Genomic DNA, 16,768 nt, shown 5'->3' on the forward strand with positions numbered 1-16,768 from the left:
TCTCCGCCGGACAGGGATTATTCCGTTCCGGAAGAGAGGGGAGGCACGGAAGATCGTTCGGAACGGCTACGGCAGGCCATCCGCATGGGGGGCGGCAACCTGAAAGTCGCCGCCGCGTCCGGGGTGCCTCTTGGATCGCTGAACAATTATCTCGCTGGACGCGAGATGAAGGCGTCCACGGCATTCAGGATCGCACGGGCCTGCGGGGTGTCGCTCGAATGGCTTGTCACGGGTGCCGATAGCGGAACGGGCCCAGTCCCGGATGCGGCACAGTTCGACGAGTACCTGGTGGTTCCACGCTATGACGATGAACTGGCCGCCGGATCGGGGTCTGTCGCCACGGATCAGGCTCCTGTGGAGGTGATCGGCGTGGGGCGGTCGCTGCTGCCCCAATCGGTGTGGGCCGCGCGTGACAGGCTCGTGGCACTCACGGTCCGTGGAGACAGCATGGAGCCCACGCTTTCCAATGGCGACCTGGTCTTCGTCGATCGCGCGAGGGAACGCCTGGTTTCGGGCGCGATCTACGTCATCCGTGCCGGAGAGCAACTCCTGGTCAAGCGTCTGGAGCAGAGGATAGACGGTGACCTGGTCGTGACAAGCGACAATAAAAGATATTCGGAACAGGTCGTCAGTGCCGAACAGGCACGTCAGTTGTGGAACGGGGGCAACGCTCCGGCCACGATCGTCGGTCGCATCGTCTGGCGCTCGGGTGCGACAGCATGACCGGGTCCGGACCTCCGATCATGCGCCGTTTTCCTCGTCGTCCGGCAGGGCGGTGACAAAGGCGCAGACCAGCGCGCTGTAGAGTTGGTGGCGACGGTGGTCGCGCACATAGCGCGGCGTGATCTGCGCCACGCGCGATTTGGTCCGTACCGACGCGTACCAGTGTACGACGCAGGTTCGCGGGCGCAGCACCTCCCGCGCCCGGACCTGCCGGCTGAAGCGGAAAAGATGCTCTGAAATCTCGGGCGGCACCGGGTAGAACACGGCCGGATCGTGGACGGTCAGGTCGCCGGTCCAGTCAGGTCCGGCCTGCCGCTGCAGCAGATGCGGTCCCAGGGCATAGGGCCGCACCCGCTGTTCCGTGGACAGGGCCAGCATGGCATGCAGGCAGGCGTCGATCCACGGAGCGCCCGGCTCCGCACCCAGCACGGCATTGTTCATGCCGCGCGGATAGAAATGCTCGATATGGCGAAAACCCTTCCAGCCATGCGGGATGATGCGGAACGCCTTGCGCGCCAGGGACAGCCCGACATGCCGCGCCCGGACGGCGGGCGAACGCGACGTGCGCACGGCATGCGGCCATACGATGCGCTCGGTGCCGACGAATTGCCGGGCGCCCAGCAAGGGACGGAACGATGCCGTCGTGATCGTGTCCATGTCCAGATACACGCCGCCTTCCCGATACAGGATCGCGACCCGCAGAATATCCGCCCGCTGCACCGGCGTAGCCACCGAATCATAGAACGCGACCAGTCGGCCCGCGTCGAGGCCCGCCGCCCGTTCCACCTCCGTCAGGTACCGGACCGGGTCGATGTGCGAAAGCCGGACCTTCGGCGCGCGTTCCAGCGCCCGCCGCTCCGGTCCCTCCGCCAGCGCGTCGGTGTGATGCAGGACGATATCGGCCATCCCGCTGTTCTCGGCGGCCGAAAGGACGGCGAAGACATAGGCCCAGGGAAGGGTCGGACCGATCCAGCAGAAATGTACACAGGCGGGTATTGTCATGACGTCCGGCTTGCAGGGGAAAGATACAGGAGGCAAGGGCCTTCCCGCCTTCTATCGTAACGGGGCCCCGGTGCCATCAGGCCGGCTCAGGATGACGATCCGGGCGAAGCGCGTGTCGCGGATGGTATAGGTCCGGTGGATGAAATCGGTAATGGGCGTCGGACCGTTCATGGCGGCCCGTGACGCGGGTGCCGCGGCATCCAGCACGAAGGCGGCATAGGCCCCGCGCGTGACCGCGTCGCGGAACGGGGTCATGGACGCACCCGTCGCGATTGCCAGGTTGGCGTTGAACAGGTCGATGACGAAGGGCTTGCCCGCCCAGTAGCACAGCAGCGGGGCCTCGCATCCGACCGGGCCGGGGATGGCGGCGATGCGATCTATAGCTTGCTGCCATGCGTCGCGTTCATGCTGCAAGGCGGACAAGTCACGCATGGCGTGGGGCAGGGTGACCGGCAACTCGATCAGAGCGGGCAGCATCGCCACCAGCGCCAGCCTCCGGCGTTGGCGGTCCGTGCGGACCAGCGGGCTGGACAGGGCCACGCCGGTCGCGAGCGACAGCGCGATCAGAAGCTCGAACTGCGCATTGTATGCTACCCCGACGCCGGTCCGCTGCACGACGCCCAGCCCCAGCGCGAGCATGGTGAACAGGCAGACGAAGCCATAGGGGCTGCCCATCGACCCGCGTTGCCGCCAGGTCAGCCACAGCGGCGGAACCATACCAACCATGCCGACCGCGTTGGTCAGTCCCAGGATCGCGCGCCGGGCAAGGTACAGCCGCTTGTATCCAAGGATGTCGGCAAACATCTGTTCGCCTTCCAGCCCGCCCAGGATCGACACGGTGGCGGCTATCCCAACGATGCCGCAGGCACACCAGGCCAGGGCGGCGCGCCGGTCGCGCAGCGCCAGCCAGATCGTCAACGACAGTGGCAGGGCCAGGATATTGTGCTTGATCAGCCCACCCACCACCATCAACCCTGCGGCGAGGCAGATTCCGCCCGGACGCGTGACGGGCAGCGTGCTGCGCAGGACAATCGCGCAGGCCGCCAGCATCAGCGCGTGGGCCAGCCATTGCGGATCGTCCGTCCCGATATAGATGGGATAGAACGATGCCCCGCACAGCACGAACAGCAGCGCCCCGAACAGCGCGCCCTGCCACGACGCGCCCAACTGCCGCGCGATGTGCGCGATCAGGGCCGCGCAGGCCAGGAAGGATGCCATCGCCACCAGCCGCCCGGCCAGCAGGACATCGCCGCATATCCACCCCAGCGCGCCGACAACGTAGAATGACAGCGGGGGATAATTGTCGAAGACCATGCTGTCCGCGCCGGGATAGAGCGGACCCAGGGCGGGATGGATCGCCCGCATCGCGAAATAGGCGTTCCACCCTTCGTTATGATTCAGCGGGACATGCGCGCCCATCGCAAGGATGGGGTAGGCGAGCAGGATGCCACCGAGCAGCATCATCGCCGTCAGGACCGGCGTCAGCGACTGTCTCATCACAGGGCGGATCGCGGTGTCCGCGCTGGTGGCCGGGGCGGGAAGGGAAAACGGAAATCCATGGAATCGTCTCTCGGATGACGCAGTACGGCAGGTGCCCTGGCTGATGGCACGTGGGGCCACACGATGAAATGTCTTTGTGGCAACATATTGTAATATATCCGCGCGCGCCGCCCCGCCCGGACCGCCGCTTCGCTTTGCCCGGCGCAGCCTGTAGGGTGCGCGCGGGCCATCATCCGCCCCATCCACAGGGACGCTGTATTGCGCGAGATCGTTCTCTTCCGTCAGAATCTGTTCCGGGTTTCCGAGGTCTTCATCACCCAGCAGGCGCAGGCCCTGCGCCGGCACGTACCGCTCTATACGGGGCGCCTGCGCTACGGCGCCGGTCCATCCGGCGCACGGGCCCTGCTGTTGCGCGACCTGTGGCGCCACATGGCGTGGCCGCGAATCGCCGCCCAGATGCTGACGCGCGATTCCGCACCCTACCTGCGGCTGCTCGCCGGCCATGCGCCGGCCCTGGTGCATGCGCATTTCGGGGTGGACGGGGTCTATGCCCTGCCGCTGGCGCGGCGCCTGGGCGTGCCGCTGGTCACGACGTTCCATGGATTCGATGTCACCCTGTCCACGGCGCGCTATCTGGCCTCGCCCGCCTGGATGAACTATCCGCTTCATCGCCGCGCCCTGGCCCGGCAGGGGCAGCTTTTCCTGTGCAATTCCGGTTTCCTGCGCGACCGCGCGCTGGCGCTGGGCTTTCCCGCCGACCGGACCCGCGTGCATTATATCGGCGTGGATTGCACGTTGGTGCGCCCCCGCGACCCGGGCGAGGAAACGCCGACCATCCTGCATGTCGCCCGCCTGGTGGAATTCAAGGGGACCGAATACCTGCTGCGCGCCTTCGCGCGCCTGGCACCGCGCCATGGCACAGCGCGCCTGGTCATCATCGGCGACGGGCCGCTGCGATCGCGGCTGGAAGCTCTGGCCCGTGCCCTGGACATCGGCACGCGGGTCTCGTTCCTCGGCGCGCAGCCGCATCCGGTCGTGATGGACTGGATGCGGCGGGCGGCGATGCTGGTGCTGCCCAGCATCCTGACCGCCAGCGGCCGGGTCGAAGGGCTGGGCATGGTCCTGCTGGAAGCCGCGGCGACCGGCGTACCCGTGATCGGCTCCCGCGTGGGCGGCATTCCCGAAGGCATTGCCGAGGGGCGAAGCGGCCTGATCACGCCGCCTCGCGACGTGGACGCCCTGGCGGCGGCCATCGGAACATTGCTGGCCGACCCGGCGCTGCGGGCCACGATGGGCGGGCAGGCACGCGCCTTCGTCACCCGGCAATTCGACCTGCGGCGGCAGACCGAAATCCTCGAAGGCTATTACGACGACCTGGTCCGCGCGAACCGTTCCCGGCAAGACGCGGCGAAGGTGGCTATCGCGGGCGCCGCCTCCTCCCTATGATGCGGCCCCTTTTCCCGGTTCCGCCCGGTTCCTCGGACGACATGGTAACGATGAACGATATTTCCCTGGCCAATCGCTTCAAGAACCTGCGCGCGGGCGTGCGCTTCGCGGCCAAGGCCATCGGCACGCGCTACACGCCCCTGCTCGCCCAGGTTGTGGTGACGCGAAAATGCAACCTTGCATGCGGCTATTGCAACGAATTCGATGATTTCTCGGCCCCGGTGCCGCTGGAGGTGCTGAAGGCGCGGGTCGATCATCTGGCGACGCTGGGGACGGCCTCGATCACCTTCACCGGGGGCGAGCCGCTGCTGCATCCCGACCTGGACAAGATCGTGCGCATCGCGCGCGACCACGGCATGATCGTCACCACCATCACCAACGGCTTCCGCCTCTCGCGCGCCTGGATCGACCGACTGAATGCCGCCGGGCTGCAGGGCATGCAGGTCAGCATCGACAACATCACGCCCGACGACATCTCGATGAAGAGCCTGTCCTCGGTCGAGGGCCGGCTGGCGCTGCTGTCCGAACATGCGCGCTTCAAGGTGAACGTGAATTCGGTGCTGGGCGTGACGGGCGAGCGTACCCAGGATGTGGTCACGATCGCCGAAACCGCCGCGCGCTACGGGTTGCAGCATTCCGTCGGCGTGCTGCACGACCATTCCGGCGCGTTGAAGGCGCTCAGCGACGAACAGATGAAGGCCTATCGGCGGGTCACGGAAATTTCCCCGTCGCTGGTCCACACGCTGAATTACCGCCTGTTCCAGAAGAACCTGATGCACGGCCAGCCGAACGACTGGAAGTGCCGGGCCGGCGCGCGGTATCTGTACGTGACCGAGGACGGGGTCGTGCATTGGTGCTCGCAGCAGCGCGGCTATCCCGGCATTCCGCTGCTGGAATACGGCCCCGATGACCTGAAGCGCGAATACGACACGAAGAAGAACTGCGCGCCCACATGCACCCTCAGTTGCGTGCACCAGATGAGCATGTTCGACCGCTATCGCGGCGCCCAGCACCGAAGCGACCCCGTCCCAATACCCGGATAACAACCGGGTTTCCAAAGGGCTACGCCCTTTGGCGGGTCAAGGGCTGAACCCTTGCCTTTTCATGCGCAAGAACGGAAAGCAGCGCGTGGACAGGATCAGCGCCTCGGCAAACAGGGTGGCGACACCTGCCCCGTCCACGCCCCAGAGATGCGCCAGCCCATACAGGATCGGCAGCGACAGCACGGTGGCGGCAATCCGGCTGGCGAACAGTTGCTGGGCCCAGCCCAGCGAGAACAGCACCGGTTCCAGCGGCACGTCCCACAGATCCAGGATCGCCGCCGTGGTCAGCAGCATCAGCAGCGGCAGGTTGTCCGGCCGATGGATGGCCAGCAGGCTGTGGAACACCCAGGGGCCGACGCTGGCCGCGACCAGCAGCGCCACGATGGAAAAGATGCCCAGGGCCAGGAAGATGCGGCGCATGACGCGCCACATGCCGGCCCAGTCCTTGCGGTCGCGCAGGCGGATCAGTTCGGGATACAGGGCGGGAGTCAGCAACTGGGCCGGCTGGGCCAGCGCGTCGCAGACATGCCAGGTGACGCTGTAGATCGCGGTGGCGGCGGGATCGGTCGCGGCACCCACCAGCAGCACCGCCATGCGCGCGGTCAGTGACGACACGGCCTGGTCGCCGCTGGTCGACAGCGTCAGCCGCCAGATGCCGTCGATCCGGCTCAGCCAGCGCGCGCCCAGGATACGGAACCCCGTGAAGCTCGGGGTATCGCGGATCGCCCGCCACGCCGCCAGCGAATTGGTGCTGAAGGCCATGATCGTGCCGGCATACCAGACCGCCAGGAACGCGGGCAGGCTCCAATGCAGGCACAGCCCCGCCACGGTGCCCAGCAGCCGGGTCAGCATCATCGCCACGTCGGCCATGGCCGACTGCCGGAACCGGTTCGTCAGGCGCAGCACGCCCAGCGCGCAGCACGTGTTCATGACCAGGATCGAGGTCATGTAGAGCATCGCGGCACCCTGGTCGGCGACCGGCCAGCCCAGCACGGGGCCGAACCACGCCACCCCCGCCAGGGCCAGGCCGCACCCGGCGGCGGCGCCCGCGATGTCCAGCAGGAAGCAGTGGCGCAGCAGCGTCTGGAACCGGTCCCGCTCGCCCTCGTCCTCGCCGTGGGCGAACAGGGTGCTGCCGAAATGCAGCAGCGGCTGCCAGGACTGGAAGCGCGTGGCCACCGAAAACGATCCCGCGCAGGCATGGATCAGCAGCAGCACACCATAATCGCGCAGCCCCAGGGCCCGAACCGCCAGCGCCGTGTTGGCAAAGCCCAGGACCCCGGCCATGCCCTTGCCGCCCAGCAGGTATCCGGTATTGCGGAAAATCCGGGCGGTCAGTCCCGTGTCGTGGCTGCTCACCCGCCGCTCTGTCCTATCGGTCCGTCAGGCGGAATTCGATCCGCCGGTTGCGGGCGAAGGCGGCGGGGGTTTCATGGGTGTCCAGCGGCTGGAAGTCGGCGAAGCCGGTGGCGGCCAGGTGATGCGGGCTGATGCCCTCGGCGATCAGCAGCTTGACGACCGTGATCGCGCGGGCCGACGACAGTTCCCAGTTGCTGGCGAAGGCACTGTGGATCGGCTGGCGGTCCGCATGGCCGTCCACCCGCAGGATCCAGGGGATCGAGGCCGGGATCTGGGCCGAGACCTGATGGAAGGTCCGGGCCAGGGCGCGGATGTCGGCGATGCCCTTGGGCGACAGTTCGGCGCCGCCGGGCGGGAACAGGACTTCGCTCTGGAACACGAAGCGGTCGCCGACGACCTGCACGCCGTCCTGGTTCTGCAGGATGTCGCGCAGCCGGCCGAAGAACTCCGACCGATAGCGCTGCAACTGCTCGACCTTGTCGGCCAGCGCCACATTCAGCTTCAGCCCCAGATCGTCGATCTTGCGGTCACGGTCGCGGATCTCGTTCTGCGAAATGTCCAGCACCGCCATCGCGGCCGACAATTGCTGGCGCAACTGCTCCAGTTGCGAACCCAGATCCGTGACCTGCTGCTGGCTGGCCTGGGCCAGATGCGCCTGGTTGTCGCGTTCGGGCGTGGTCTGCGCGACCTGGGCGGTCAGCGACGTTTCCATCGCCGCGTCCTTCTCGTGGGCCGCGCGCAGCGATGCGACCGAAAGCTGCAGGGAATGGTTCTGCCCGCGTTCCAGCGACAGCATGTCGTTCAACTGCGCGACCTGGTGCGCAAGCTGGTCCATGGCCTGCTGCCGCTTGTTCAGCACCACGGACAGGAATGCCTGCCCCAGCACGAAGACCAGCAGGACGAAGATGATGACCATCAGCAGGGTGGACAGCGCGTCCACATATCCCGGCCAGGCGTCCAGCCCGGCATGGGTCTGGCGGCGACGGCGTGCCATGGCGTCCCCCCGCGATCAGGGCGTGCCGCGCGCGCCGGCGGGCGCGGACGCCGCGACGGTGCGCGCCAGCAGGCGCAGGTCGCTGCGAATGTCGGTCGCCACCTGGGCGCGGCCCTGTTCCATGTCCGTCAGGATACGCGTCAGCAGCGTCTCGATCCCGCGCAGATGGGCGTGGCCGGATTCGTCGGCCATGCGCTGCATCAGGGTGTGGTTGGCGCGCATCGTCTCGGTCATCGCGCCGATCCGCTCGTTCAGGCTGCCCAGCAGGGCCTGCTGCTGCATGCGCCCTTCCTCGCCGCGCGCGATCAGGGTCTGCAGCTTTTCCAGGTTTTCGGCCGTCTGCTCCAGCAGCGCCTGGACATAGGCCGGGACCCCGGCCTCGCTTCCGTCTCCGGCGCCCAGGCCGGAACCGATACGGGTCAGGCCGGCCAGCCATTCTTCCAGGTCGTTGAAGAAGCGGTTCTGCGCCTGCCCGGCCGTCAGGTCCAGGAAGCCCAGCACCAGCGCGCCGGCCAGGCCGAACATCGATCCCGAAAACGCGGTGCCCATGCCGTGCAGCGGCTGGGCCAGCCCGGTCTTGAGCTGGTCGAACATCACGTTCAGGTCGGCCGAACCGACCGACAGGCCGCCAATCACGTCGGCGATCGACCCCACGGTCAGCAGCAGGCCGTAGAACGTGCCCAGCAGGCCCAGGAAAATCAGCAGCCCCGTCATGTAGCGCGACAGTTCCCGCCCCTCGTCCAGGCGCGAGGACAGGCTGTCCAGCATCGACTGCATCGCCGGGGTGGACAGCACCAGCCGGTCGGTGCGGCTGCGCGTGGCCAGCATCGAGGCCATCGGCGCCAGCAGCCGGGGCGGGGTGGGCGGGGCCAGCCCGGCCCGGGCGCTGGCGCAGCGTGTCACCCAGCGGACCTCGGGAATCAGGCGCAGCACCATCCGGATATTCCACGCGATGCCGAACGCCAGGATTCCCAGGATCAGCCCATCCAGGACCGGATTGTTGAAGAAGGCGGCGAACAGCGTGCGCCACAGAAGGGCGGCCACCAGCACGACGGCCGCCAGGAACAGGGTGATGCGCAGAAGATAGGTCGTGGGCTGGGTCACGGTGCGGGGCGCGGCTCCGAAGGGGCGGGGGGGGAAGAAGCGGCAGAGGACGGAGAGGCGACCATATCGGACCGGGTCACGTCAACATGATCCGGGTTCGTGCCGTCCGGCGTGCCGGCGGGCGGCAGGCCGATGGCGCGGACATAGATGCGGGTCGAGGCGATGCCGGCATGGATCAGGATCGACCGGATGGCCAGCCCCCGCGACAGCGACACGCGCCGGGGCGTCGAGACGTCGTCGGGCAGCCCTGACGCCGTGGCGTCGATTTCGGCGCGGGCGTACGGGACCTGCAGCAGGGTGGCGGCAAAGCCCTTCACCCGGTCGATCATGGCGGCATTCATGTCCGCGTTGTCCCGGGCAAAGGTCAGGCGCAGCCCGGCCGGCAGGCCCTGCACCGTGCCGGTGGCGCCCGCGACCGCGACGGTTTCGGGCGGCGGGGCCGGCGGGTGCAGCGGCACGTCGACCACGGGCGGGCGGATGATGGGCGGCGGCGGCGGCGCGGCCGGAATGGGCGGCGGGGCGGCAGGTGCGGCCGGCCGGGCACTGGCGGCCTGCGGCGCGTGGGCCGTGGCTGTGGCTTGCGGCTGGGTCCTGGCCGCGGGGCGCGGATGCCGCGCCGTCGTGGCCCCCGGGGCGGTGTGCTTCGGCGCCGGCGCCAGCGTGGACAGGGCGCTGTCGTCGGTCGTGACCTGCGCCCGCGCGGCACCCGCCAGCGGCCCCGCCGCCAGCGCGGCGGTCAGGACGGTCAGGACGGCGCGGGGGCGGAGGACGAGGGACCGGGGGAAGAGAGGATGGGACATGATCGGCGAAGCCTAAAGCAGATCGCCCCTCGGTCGAAGGGCGGAAAGCGTGACGGGCCCCCCGATCAGGGCCGGGCGACCAGGCTTTCGGCCACCAGTTCGCGCAATGGCCCATGCAGGTGCGGATTGCCGGCCACGACATTGACCGTGTCGGCCAGGTCGTTCAGTTCCACCCCGTCGGGATCGGTGGCATAGCCCCCGGCCTCGCGCACCAGCAGCAGGCCGGCGGCGCAATCCCAGGGCTTCAGCCCCAGTTCCCAGAACCCTTCGTAGCGGCCGGCGGCCACCCAGGCCAGGTCCAGCGCCGCGGCGCCGAAGCGGCGGATGCCCGCGACCTGCGGCATCAGCGCGCCCAGCGTCCGCGCGAAGGGCAGGCGGCGTTGCGCGGGGATCTTGGCAAAGGGAATGCCGGTAGCAAACAGCGCTTCCAGCATGTCGCGCCGGGCGGACACCCGGATGCGCCGTTCGTTGAGGAACGCGCCGACACCCTTTTCCGCCCAGAACATCTCGTTGGCGGCGGGGTTGTAGACCAGGCCCGCCGCCATCTCCAGGCTGCCGTCCGGCAGGCGGCGCTGCAGGCCGATCGAAATGGCCCATTGCGGAATGCCGTGCAGGAAGTTGGTGGTGCCGTCCAGCGGGTCCACGATCCAGCGCCACGTCCAGTTGTCGCCGCCCGACGCCCCGCTCTCCTCCATCAGGAAGGCATAGCCCGGGCGGGCGCGCAGCAGTTCCTCGCGGATCGTCGCCTCGGCGCGCATGTCGGCCTGCGACACGAAGTCGCCCGGCCCCTTGATGCTGACCTGCAGCTGCTCGACCTCGTTGAAGTCGCGCAACAGGCGTCGCGCGGCCTTCTGGGCCGCGTTCTGCATCACCGTCATGTGGGGAGAGAGTCGCATGGCCACGATGGTCGGTCCTGTCTGTTCGGCGGAGGAAGGGGGCTGGAACGCGATAAGGGCCTCAGCCCTTCGCGCGTTCCACGTAGCTGGCGTCCTCGGTGCGGACGACGATGCGCTCGCCGGCCTCGATGAACGGCGGCACCATGGTCTTTACGCCGTTCGACAGCTTGGCCGGCTTGTAGGACGAGCTGGCGGTCTGGCCCTTCACCACGGGGTCGGCCTCGATGATCTCCAGCGTGACCTGCGCCGGCAGCGTCACGCCCACCGGGTCGCCTTCGACCAGGTTGACCACCAGCACCATGTTGTCCTGCAGGAACGGCGCCTGGTCGCCCAGCAGGTCCAGCGGCAGCAGCGTCTGCTCGAACGTCTCGGGGTCCATCAGGACGATGTTGTCGCCGTCCATGTAGGAATAGGTATATTCCTTTTCCTCGGTCAGCAGACGCTCGACGGTGTCGGCGGTGCGCCAGCGCTCGTTCGTCTTGTTGCCGGTCTTCAGGTCGCGCATTTCCACCTGGATGAACGCGCCGCCCTTGCCGGGGGTGATGATCTGCTGCTTCAGGACAGTCCAGCGACGGCCGTCGTGCTCGATGACCTGTCCGGCACGGATCAGGTTCGCCTGCTGTTTCATGGGGGGGCCTGTCTGGTTGTGTTGGTATGAACGATTGATGGGTATGGAAGGCGGGCTTCTAACCCTCTCGGGCGCCGAGGGCAAGGTTGGCCGCCGATTCAGCCTCCAGTTTGTGTCGTCCCCCCGCCGGATCGCGCACCGACAGGCCCGTCCCGTCCGGCGCCGGCCCCTCCGGTTCCAGGTAATCCGGACCCAGCGGCACCTTGCCGTATCCGCCCGGAATATCCAGCGTATAGGTCGGCCATGCCAGGCCCGTCACCCGGCCGCGCAGCCCGGCCAGCAGGCGCCGTCCCTCGGCGATCGGCACATGGAAACGCGCGGTGCCGGGGGCGGCGTCCAGCTGATGCAGGTAGTACGGCTTCATCCGGGCCTCGACCATGGCGCGGAACAGGGCCTCCAGCGCCGCGACGCTGTCATTGACCCCCCGCAGCAGGACCGACTGGCCCAGTACCGGAATGGCCCGCGCCTGGATGCGCCGCAGGGCCGCGCGGGCGGCCGGGGTGAATTCGCGGGCATGGTTGGCATGCACCACCACCCACATCGCGCGGTCGGTTTCCATCGCGTCGGCCAGCGCGTCGGTGATGCGGCCGGGGTCGGCCACCGGCACGCGGCTGTGGATACGGATGGTGGTGACATGGGGCATGTCCCCCAGCGCCCGGACGATCGCGCCCAGGCGGCGGGGCGACAGCATCAGCGGGTCGCCCCCGGTCAGGATCACCTCGCGGATGGCGGGGTGGGTGCGCAGCCAGTCCAGCGCGCGCTCCAGCGCCGCATCGTCCAGCACGCCGCCATCGGGGCCCACATGTTCCCGCCGGAAGCAGAACCGGCAATAAAGCGGACAGACCAGCAGCGGCTTCAGCAGCGCGCGGTCGGCATAGCGGTGGACGATGCCCGGCACGGGCGACAGCGCGTCGTCGCCGATCGGGTCCATCCGTTCATGGGGGGCAATCGTCAGTTCGGACGCGTCCGGGACGACCTGCAACCCGATCGGATCGTCGGGACGGGTGATCAGCCCGGCGAAGGCGGGCGGGATGGCGGTGGCGTACTGCCGGGCGACCTCTTCCAGCGCCGGCACCGCGCCGGGGGAAACCAGGCCGGCCGCCACCAGGCCGGCCACATCGCGCACTGTCCGGCCCGGCTCGGCGCCGGGCGGTGCGGCGCCGGGCGGGGCGGGCGTATCCTCGGGAAGGTTGACCGATCGTGTCATCGGCTGGCTCTACTCGACCGGATTTCGTCCTGCAACAGGAGTCGCGCATGACCGACAGCCCCCATCACGACCCCGATCGCATCGCGGGGCGGCTGGCGCTGCTGCGGCGGCGCGCCCTGGTCGGGCGCGGAATACGGGCCTTCTTCGACGCGCGCGGCTATCTGGAGGTCGAAACCCCCTGCGCCGTCCCCACCCCGGGCGAGGAGGTGCATCTGCGCGTCTTCAGGACCGAACGCGAACATCATGACGGCACGCGGCAGGCGCTGTTCCTGCATACCAGTCCGGAATTCGCGATGAAGCGCATCGTCGCGGCGACCGGCCTGCCGGTCTTCCAACTGGCCCGCGTCTGGCGCAATGCCGAGGGCAGCCATCTGCATGCCCCGGAATTCACCATGCTGGAATGGTACCGTCCCGGCGCCACCCTGTCCGGCCTGATGGACGAGACCGAGGCATTGCTGCGCGCCGTCCTGCCGCCGGTGGTCCATCGTCCCGGCGGGCTGGCGGCGGGGGCGGAAATCCGCATCGACGCGCCGTTCGAACGCCTGACGATGGAACAGGCCTTCGCCCGCCATGCCGGGCTGGACCTGCTGCCGACCGAAGGCGACGCCGGGGCGCTGGCGGCGGCGGCGGGGTGCGCCCTGCGTGACGGCGAGGACTGGGAGGACCTGTTCTTCCGCCTGCTGATGGAACGCGTGGAACCCGCGATCGGCCGCGACCGGCCGACCTTCCTGACCCATTGGCCGGCCAGCCAGGCGGCGCTGGCCCGGCGCGACCCGGCGGACCCGCGCACCGCACTGCGTTTCGAACTCTATGCCGGCGGGATCGAGCTTGCGAACGCGTTCGAAGAATTGACCGATCCCGTGGAACAACGGCGGCGTTTCATGGCCGACCGGGAGCGCCGTGCCGCGTTGTACGGGGCGGCGCCCGCAACGGCGTGGCCGATGGACGAAGCCCTGCTGGCCGCGCTGGACCACCTGCCGCCCTGCGCCGGGATCGCGCTGGGGTTCGACCGCCTGGTCATGCTGGCCGCCGGTGCGTTACGGATAGGAGATATCCAGTGGATGGGTTGAAATATTTGTAACCTTTACAGACAGGCCGCCTCAACGTCGGCCGTGTTATCTTAACGTGGCTGTAATTATTTTCCTTCACGTTCGGTTATCGGTGTCATGAAATACATCTCGCTTCTACCGCTGGCTGCCCTGCTTGCCCTGACGGCATGCGAGGTCCCCTCTCCCGAGCAGAGGAGACTGCTCAACTCGATGGTCGGGCGGGGCGAAGTGGACGTGATCCGCACGTTCGGGGTGCCCACCCGGTCGTACGAGGCCCAGGGCCATACCTTCCTGGCCTATATCGACAACCAGACCAATTATGCGCCCGGCGGCGCGGGCTGGGGCTGGGGTTGGGGCGGCGGCCCGGGTTGGGGCGGCGGCTGGGGCGGTCCTGGCTGGGGCGGCTGGGGCGGCTGGGGTGGCGGCTGGGGCGGCGGTGGCTGGGGTGGAGGCGGCTGGGGCGGCACCTACTACACCAACTCGTGCCAGACGACGTTCGAAATCGTTGCCGGGCGTGTGTCCGCCTGGACGATGCGCGGCGACGGGTGCTGATCGCCGCCCGAAAACGGGAGGAGAACAGCATGGTCTCGGCGCGCATCGTAGGGTCCTGTCTTCTTCTTGCCGGGCTGCCGGCGGCATGCGCCGCGCCGGCCCGGCAGGACCCGCTGCTGGTGCGTGGCGGCAGCGTGGCCGACGCCATCCCGACCTTGTCCGTGCAACGGACCTACGCGCCGGCCCGGAACGAGGGGCGCCCGGACAGCCAGGTGGCCTATGGCGCCCCGGACGCGCCCAGCTACCGCGACCGGCCGCTGGACGAAAATCTGCGCGGCAGCATCGAACTGGCCGATTATGTCCGGGCCATGGAACGCGCGGGGCTGATGGCGCTGCTGGACCAGGCGGGCCCCTTCACCGTCTTCGCCATTCCCAATATCCCGATGGAGGCGTTCGCCCAATCCGCCAATGCGCCGTCGGCCCCGTCGGGGGACGTGCTGCGCCAGGCCCTGGGCTACAGCGTCGTGCGGGGGGCCTATCCCGCGCCGCTGCTGCGGCGGATGATTGCTACGGCACCGCACGGCTGGGCCACGCTGCGGACGGTGGGGGGTGGCACGGTCCTGGTCGGGGCCGAACCGGGGACCGGCCGTCTGGTCCTGTCCAACGGCGCGGGCCAGGTGGCGCGCGTGTGGATCGAGGGCCTGCCGCAATCCAACGGCGTGCTCTACCTGACCCAGTCCCTGCTGCCGCCGGCGCCCCGGCCCGGCTGACCGTCGATCAGGCCTTCGGGGTCAGGCCGCGTCGATGGCGGCATTCATGGCGCGCACGCCGGCCGCCGGGCCGTCGGGATGCGACCAGACGGCGCCGATCACCGCCAGGAAATCCGCCCCCGCCTGCACCAGCGGCGCGCAGTTCGCGGGCGTGATGCCGCCGATCGCCACCACCGGCAATTCCATCATCGTCGTCCACCAGGCCAGCAGCGCGGGGTCCGCCAGGACCGGGGTTTCCACCGATGCCGAGGGAAAGAACGCGCCGAAGGACACGTAATCCGCCCCGGCCTCTCCCGCCCGCATGGCCAGGTCGCGGCTGTCGCGGCAGGAAACGCCCAGTTGCAGGTCCTCGCCCAGGATGGCGCGGATACGGGCCAACTCCGTGCCGTCCTGCAGGTCCGGGGCGTCGATATGCACGCCGTCGCATCCGGTGCGGCGGGCCAGGTCCGGCCGGCCGTTCAGGATGAAGGCGACATCCCGCTCCTGCGCCACGGGGCGCAGCACGTCGACGGCGCGCAGGACGGCGTCGTCGGTGGCGTCCGTCAGGCGCAGCTGGACGGCGGCGACCGCACCGGCATCCAGGGCACGGGCCAGATCGGGCGCGAACGCGGCCGGATCAAGGGCAGGGGGGGTGACAAGATAGAGCTGGCAGTCATTCATCGCACATCGATCATACGGCGTGACGGCCGAATGCGACAGGGGGGCACGGGGTGCCGGGGCGGCGGTCCAGGCATGTGGCCCCCAGCGACGCGGCCAGCAGCCGCACGGTATCCCCCTGCGGACAGGACGCATGCAGCACGATATGGCGCAGCCCCAGGCCCAGCGCCTCGACCGCGCGCCCGGCCGAGGCGCCGCAATCCAGGTAGGCGGGCAGCCCGGCCCCGGTTTCCGCCAGCAGCGCCCGCCACCAGGCCGGGCCCATGAAACATCCGGCATCGGGCGGCGACAGCAGGGCCCAGGACGCGGCGTCTTCCCCGCCGCCCGCGCGCAGGGCGGCCAGCACGGCGCGGATCTGCGCTGCCGACGCGACGGTGAAGACGCGCAAGGGGGGGGCGGGATGGATCATTCGCTTGACGTTGAACCCCGCGCGCGCGATCTGTTCAAGAAGCATCGTCGAGGGGGCGGGAAGCACGACCGTGGGGCAGGCTGAAGGATCGGACAAGCCGGGCGGGGCAGGGGCGATGGAGCCCGCCGACCGGCTGGAACAGGCGCTGAACCGAATCGCGTTCGCGCTGGACCGTCGGCGCGAGGCCGCGCCGGCGGCCGCTCCGTATGCGCCCGCTCCGCAGGCCCCCGATCCCCACGCTATTGACCTGCATGCCCTGGCCGCCAACATCGATATCCTGATCGCCCGCGTCCGCGACGCGATCGGTCCCGATGCCGACCATGATGACGAGGATCGCTGACCCATGGCGCAGGTGACGGTCCGTATCAACGGCTATTCCTATGTCATCGGCTGCAAGGACGGGCAGGAACGCCACCTGCAGGCCATGGCGCAGGAGGTCGAGCGCCGTATCGACCGCATCCGCGCCATGGGCGGCCAGAGCGGCGAGGCCCGCATCCTGGCCCTGGCCGCGCTGCTGATGGCTGACGAAATCCACGATCTGTCGGCCGAGAAGATGCCCGAGGACACATCGCGTCAACTGGCCGAAGCCAGGCAGGCCCGCGTCGAGAACGACCGCCGGCGCGAGCAACTCGCCCTGCTGGTCGAACGGGCGGAAAACATTGCGGCGGCGCTGGAACAGGACTAGATTG

At 68.9% G+C, this 16,768-nt stretch carries 19 protein-coding genes; 8 read left to right on the plus strand and 11 right to left on the minus strand.

Going from position 1 to position 16,768, the window contains the following annotated elements; all coding sequences use genetic code 11:
* Positions 1–84: 84 nt before the first annotated feature.
* Positions 85–723 (plus strand): XRE family transcriptional regulator, encoded by a 639-nt coding sequence (locus GDI_RS02320; RefSeq protein ID WP_012222933.1) that lies wholly within the window; start codon positions 85–87, stop codon positions 721–723.
* Between the two features lie 18 nt (positions 724–741).
* Here the strand turns inward: GDI_RS02320 and GDI_RS02325 are convergent, their stop codons facing one another.
* Positions 742–1,725, minus strand: a complete 984-nt coding sequence (locus GDI_RS02325) for a glycosyltransferase (protein ID WP_012553820.1) — start codon at positions 1,723–1,725, stop codon at positions 742–744.
* Between the two features lie 51 nt (positions 1,726–1,776).
* On the minus strand, positions 1,777–3,222 hold the full coding sequence (locus GDI_RS02330; RefSeq protein ID WP_012222936.1) for a hypothetical protein: 1,446 nt from the start codon (positions 3,220–3,222) through the stop codon (positions 1,777–1,779).
* 261 nt (positions 3,223–3,483) lie between these two features.
* On the opposite strand from GDI_RS02330, the gene GDI_RS02335 reads away from it, so the two are divergent.
* Together GDI_RS02335 and GDI_RS02340 are read left to right on the plus strand one after the other, a co-directional pair.
* A complete protein-coding gene (locus tag GDI_RS02335) occupies positions 3,484–4,671 on the plus strand; it encodes a glycosyltransferase (protein WP_012222939.1) in 1,188 nt (395 codons plus the stop codon).
* 50 nt (positions 4,672–4,721) lie between these two features.
* Positions 4,722–5,714: a radical SAM protein gene (locus GDI_RS02340; RefSeq protein ID WP_012222941.1), complete on the plus strand. Its 993-nt coding sequence runs from the start codon at positions 4,722–4,724 to the stop codon at positions 5,712–5,714.
* A gap of 36 nt (positions 5,715–5,750) precedes the next feature.
* Here GDI_RS02340 and GDI_RS02345 read toward each other — a convergent pair whose 3' ends face one another.
* From GDI_RS02345 to GDI_RS02375, 7 genes are all read right to left on the minus strand, one after another.
* Positions 5,751–7,073 carry a lipopolysaccharide biosynthesis protein gene (locus GDI_RS02345; protein WP_012222943.1) on the minus strand — a complete coding sequence of 441 codons (1,323 nt, stop codon included), beginning with the start codon at positions 7,071–7,073 and terminating at the stop codon, positions 5,751–5,753.
* Positions 7,074–7,086: 13 nt separating this feature from the next.
* The gene (locus tag GDI_RS02350; RefSeq protein ID WP_012222945.1) at positions 7,087–8,067 is read right to left on the minus strand and encodes a peptidoglycan -binding protein; all 981 of its coding nucleotides are present in this window, start codon (positions 8,065–8,067) and stop codon (positions 7,087–7,089) included.
* A 15-nt stretch (positions 8,068–8,082) separates the two neighbouring features.
* The gene (locus GDI_RS02355) at positions 8,083–9,171 is read right to left on the minus strand and encodes a hypothetical protein (RefSeq protein ID WP_012222950.1); all 1,089 of its coding nucleotides are present in this window, start codon (positions 9,169–9,171) and stop codon (positions 8,083–8,085) included.
* On the minus strand, positions 9,168–9,971 hold the full coding sequence (locus GDI_RS02360; protein ID WP_012222953.1) for an OmpA family protein: 804 nt from the start codon (positions 9,969–9,971) through the stop codon (positions 9,168–9,170). The genes GDI_RS02355 and GDI_RS02360 overlap by 4 nt, the downstream gene beginning before the upstream one ends.
* A gap of 65 nt (positions 9,972–10,036) precedes the next feature.
* Positions 10,037–10,867, minus strand: coding sequence for an inositol monophosphatase family protein (locus tag GDI_RS02365; RefSeq protein ID WP_041249639.1), 831 nt, complete (start codon positions 10,865–10,867; stop codon positions 10,037–10,039).
* Positions 10,868–10,928: 61 nt separating this feature from the next.
* The gene (gene efp, locus GDI_RS02370) at positions 10,929–11,495 is read right to left on the minus strand and encodes an elongation factor P (RefSeq protein ID WP_012222957.1); all 567 of its coding nucleotides are present in this window, start codon (positions 11,493–11,495) and stop codon (positions 10,929–10,931) included.
* Positions 11,496–11,553: 58 nt separating this feature from the next.
* Entirely contained in the window at positions 11,554–12,702 is a 1,149-nt protein-coding gene (locus GDI_RS02375) for a lysine-2,3-aminomutase-like protein (protein WP_012222958.1), read from the minus strand.
* A 47-nt stretch (positions 12,703–12,749) separates the two neighbouring features.
* Here GDI_RS02375 and epmA point away from each other — a divergent pair, with 47 nt between their 5' ends.
* The 3 genes from epmA to GDI_RS02390 all read left to right on the plus strand — a co-directional run bounded on the left by epmA (position 12,750) and on the right by GDI_RS02390 (position 15,013).
* Positions 12,750–13,772: an EF-P lysine aminoacylase EpmA gene (epmA, locus tag GDI_RS02380; protein WP_012222959.1), complete on the plus strand. Its 1,023-nt coding sequence runs from the start codon at positions 12,750–12,752 to the stop codon at positions 13,770–13,772.
* Between the two features lie 96 nt (positions 13,773–13,868).
* Positions 13,869–14,303 carry a hypothetical protein gene (locus GDI_RS02385; protein ID WP_012222960.1) on the plus strand — a complete coding sequence of 145 codons (435 nt, stop codon included), beginning with the start codon at positions 13,869–13,871 and terminating at the stop codon, positions 14,301–14,303.
* Between the two features lie 29 nt (positions 14,304–14,332).
* Positions 14,333–15,013: a fasciclin domain-containing protein gene (locus GDI_RS02390; RefSeq protein WP_012222961.1), complete on the plus strand. Its 681-nt coding sequence runs from the start codon at positions 14,333–14,335 to the stop codon at positions 15,011–15,013.
* Positions 15,014–15,034: 21 nt separating this feature from the next.
* Here GDI_RS02390 and GDI_RS02395 read toward each other — a convergent pair whose 3' ends face one another.
* Together GDI_RS02395 and GDI_RS02400 are read right to left on the minus strand one after the other, a co-directional pair.
* Positions 15,035–15,673: a thiamine phosphate synthase gene (locus tag GDI_RS02395; protein ID WP_012222963.1), complete on the minus strand. Its 639-nt coding sequence runs from the start codon at positions 15,671–15,673 to the stop codon at positions 15,035–15,037.
* 10 nt (positions 15,674–15,683) lie between these two features.
* Entirely contained in the window at positions 15,684–16,079 is a 396-nt protein-coding gene (locus GDI_RS02400; protein WP_231854193.1) for a hypothetical protein, read from the minus strand.
* A 4-nt stretch (positions 16,080–16,083) separates the two neighbouring features.
* Between GDI_RS02400 and GDI_RS02405 the strand changes: the two genes are divergently transcribed.
* Positions 16,084–16,419 (plus strand): hypothetical protein, encoded by a 336-nt coding sequence (locus tag GDI_RS02405; protein ID WP_231854194.1) that lies wholly within the window; start codon positions 16,084–16,086, stop codon positions 16,417–16,419.
* A gap of 3 nt (positions 16,420–16,422) precedes the next feature.
* Positions 16,423–16,764: a cell division protein ZapA gene (locus tag GDI_RS02410; RefSeq protein WP_012222967.1), complete on the plus strand. Its 342-nt coding sequence runs from the start codon at positions 16,423–16,425 to the stop codon at positions 16,762–16,764.
* The last annotated feature ends 4 nt before the right edge of the window (positions 16,765–16,768 follow it).

Source organism: Gluconacetobacter diazotrophicus PA1 5, assembly GCF_000067045.1.
Lineage (GTDB): Bacteria > Pseudomonadota > Alphaproteobacteria > Acetobacterales > Acetobacteraceae > Gluconacetobacter > Gluconacetobacter diazotrophicus.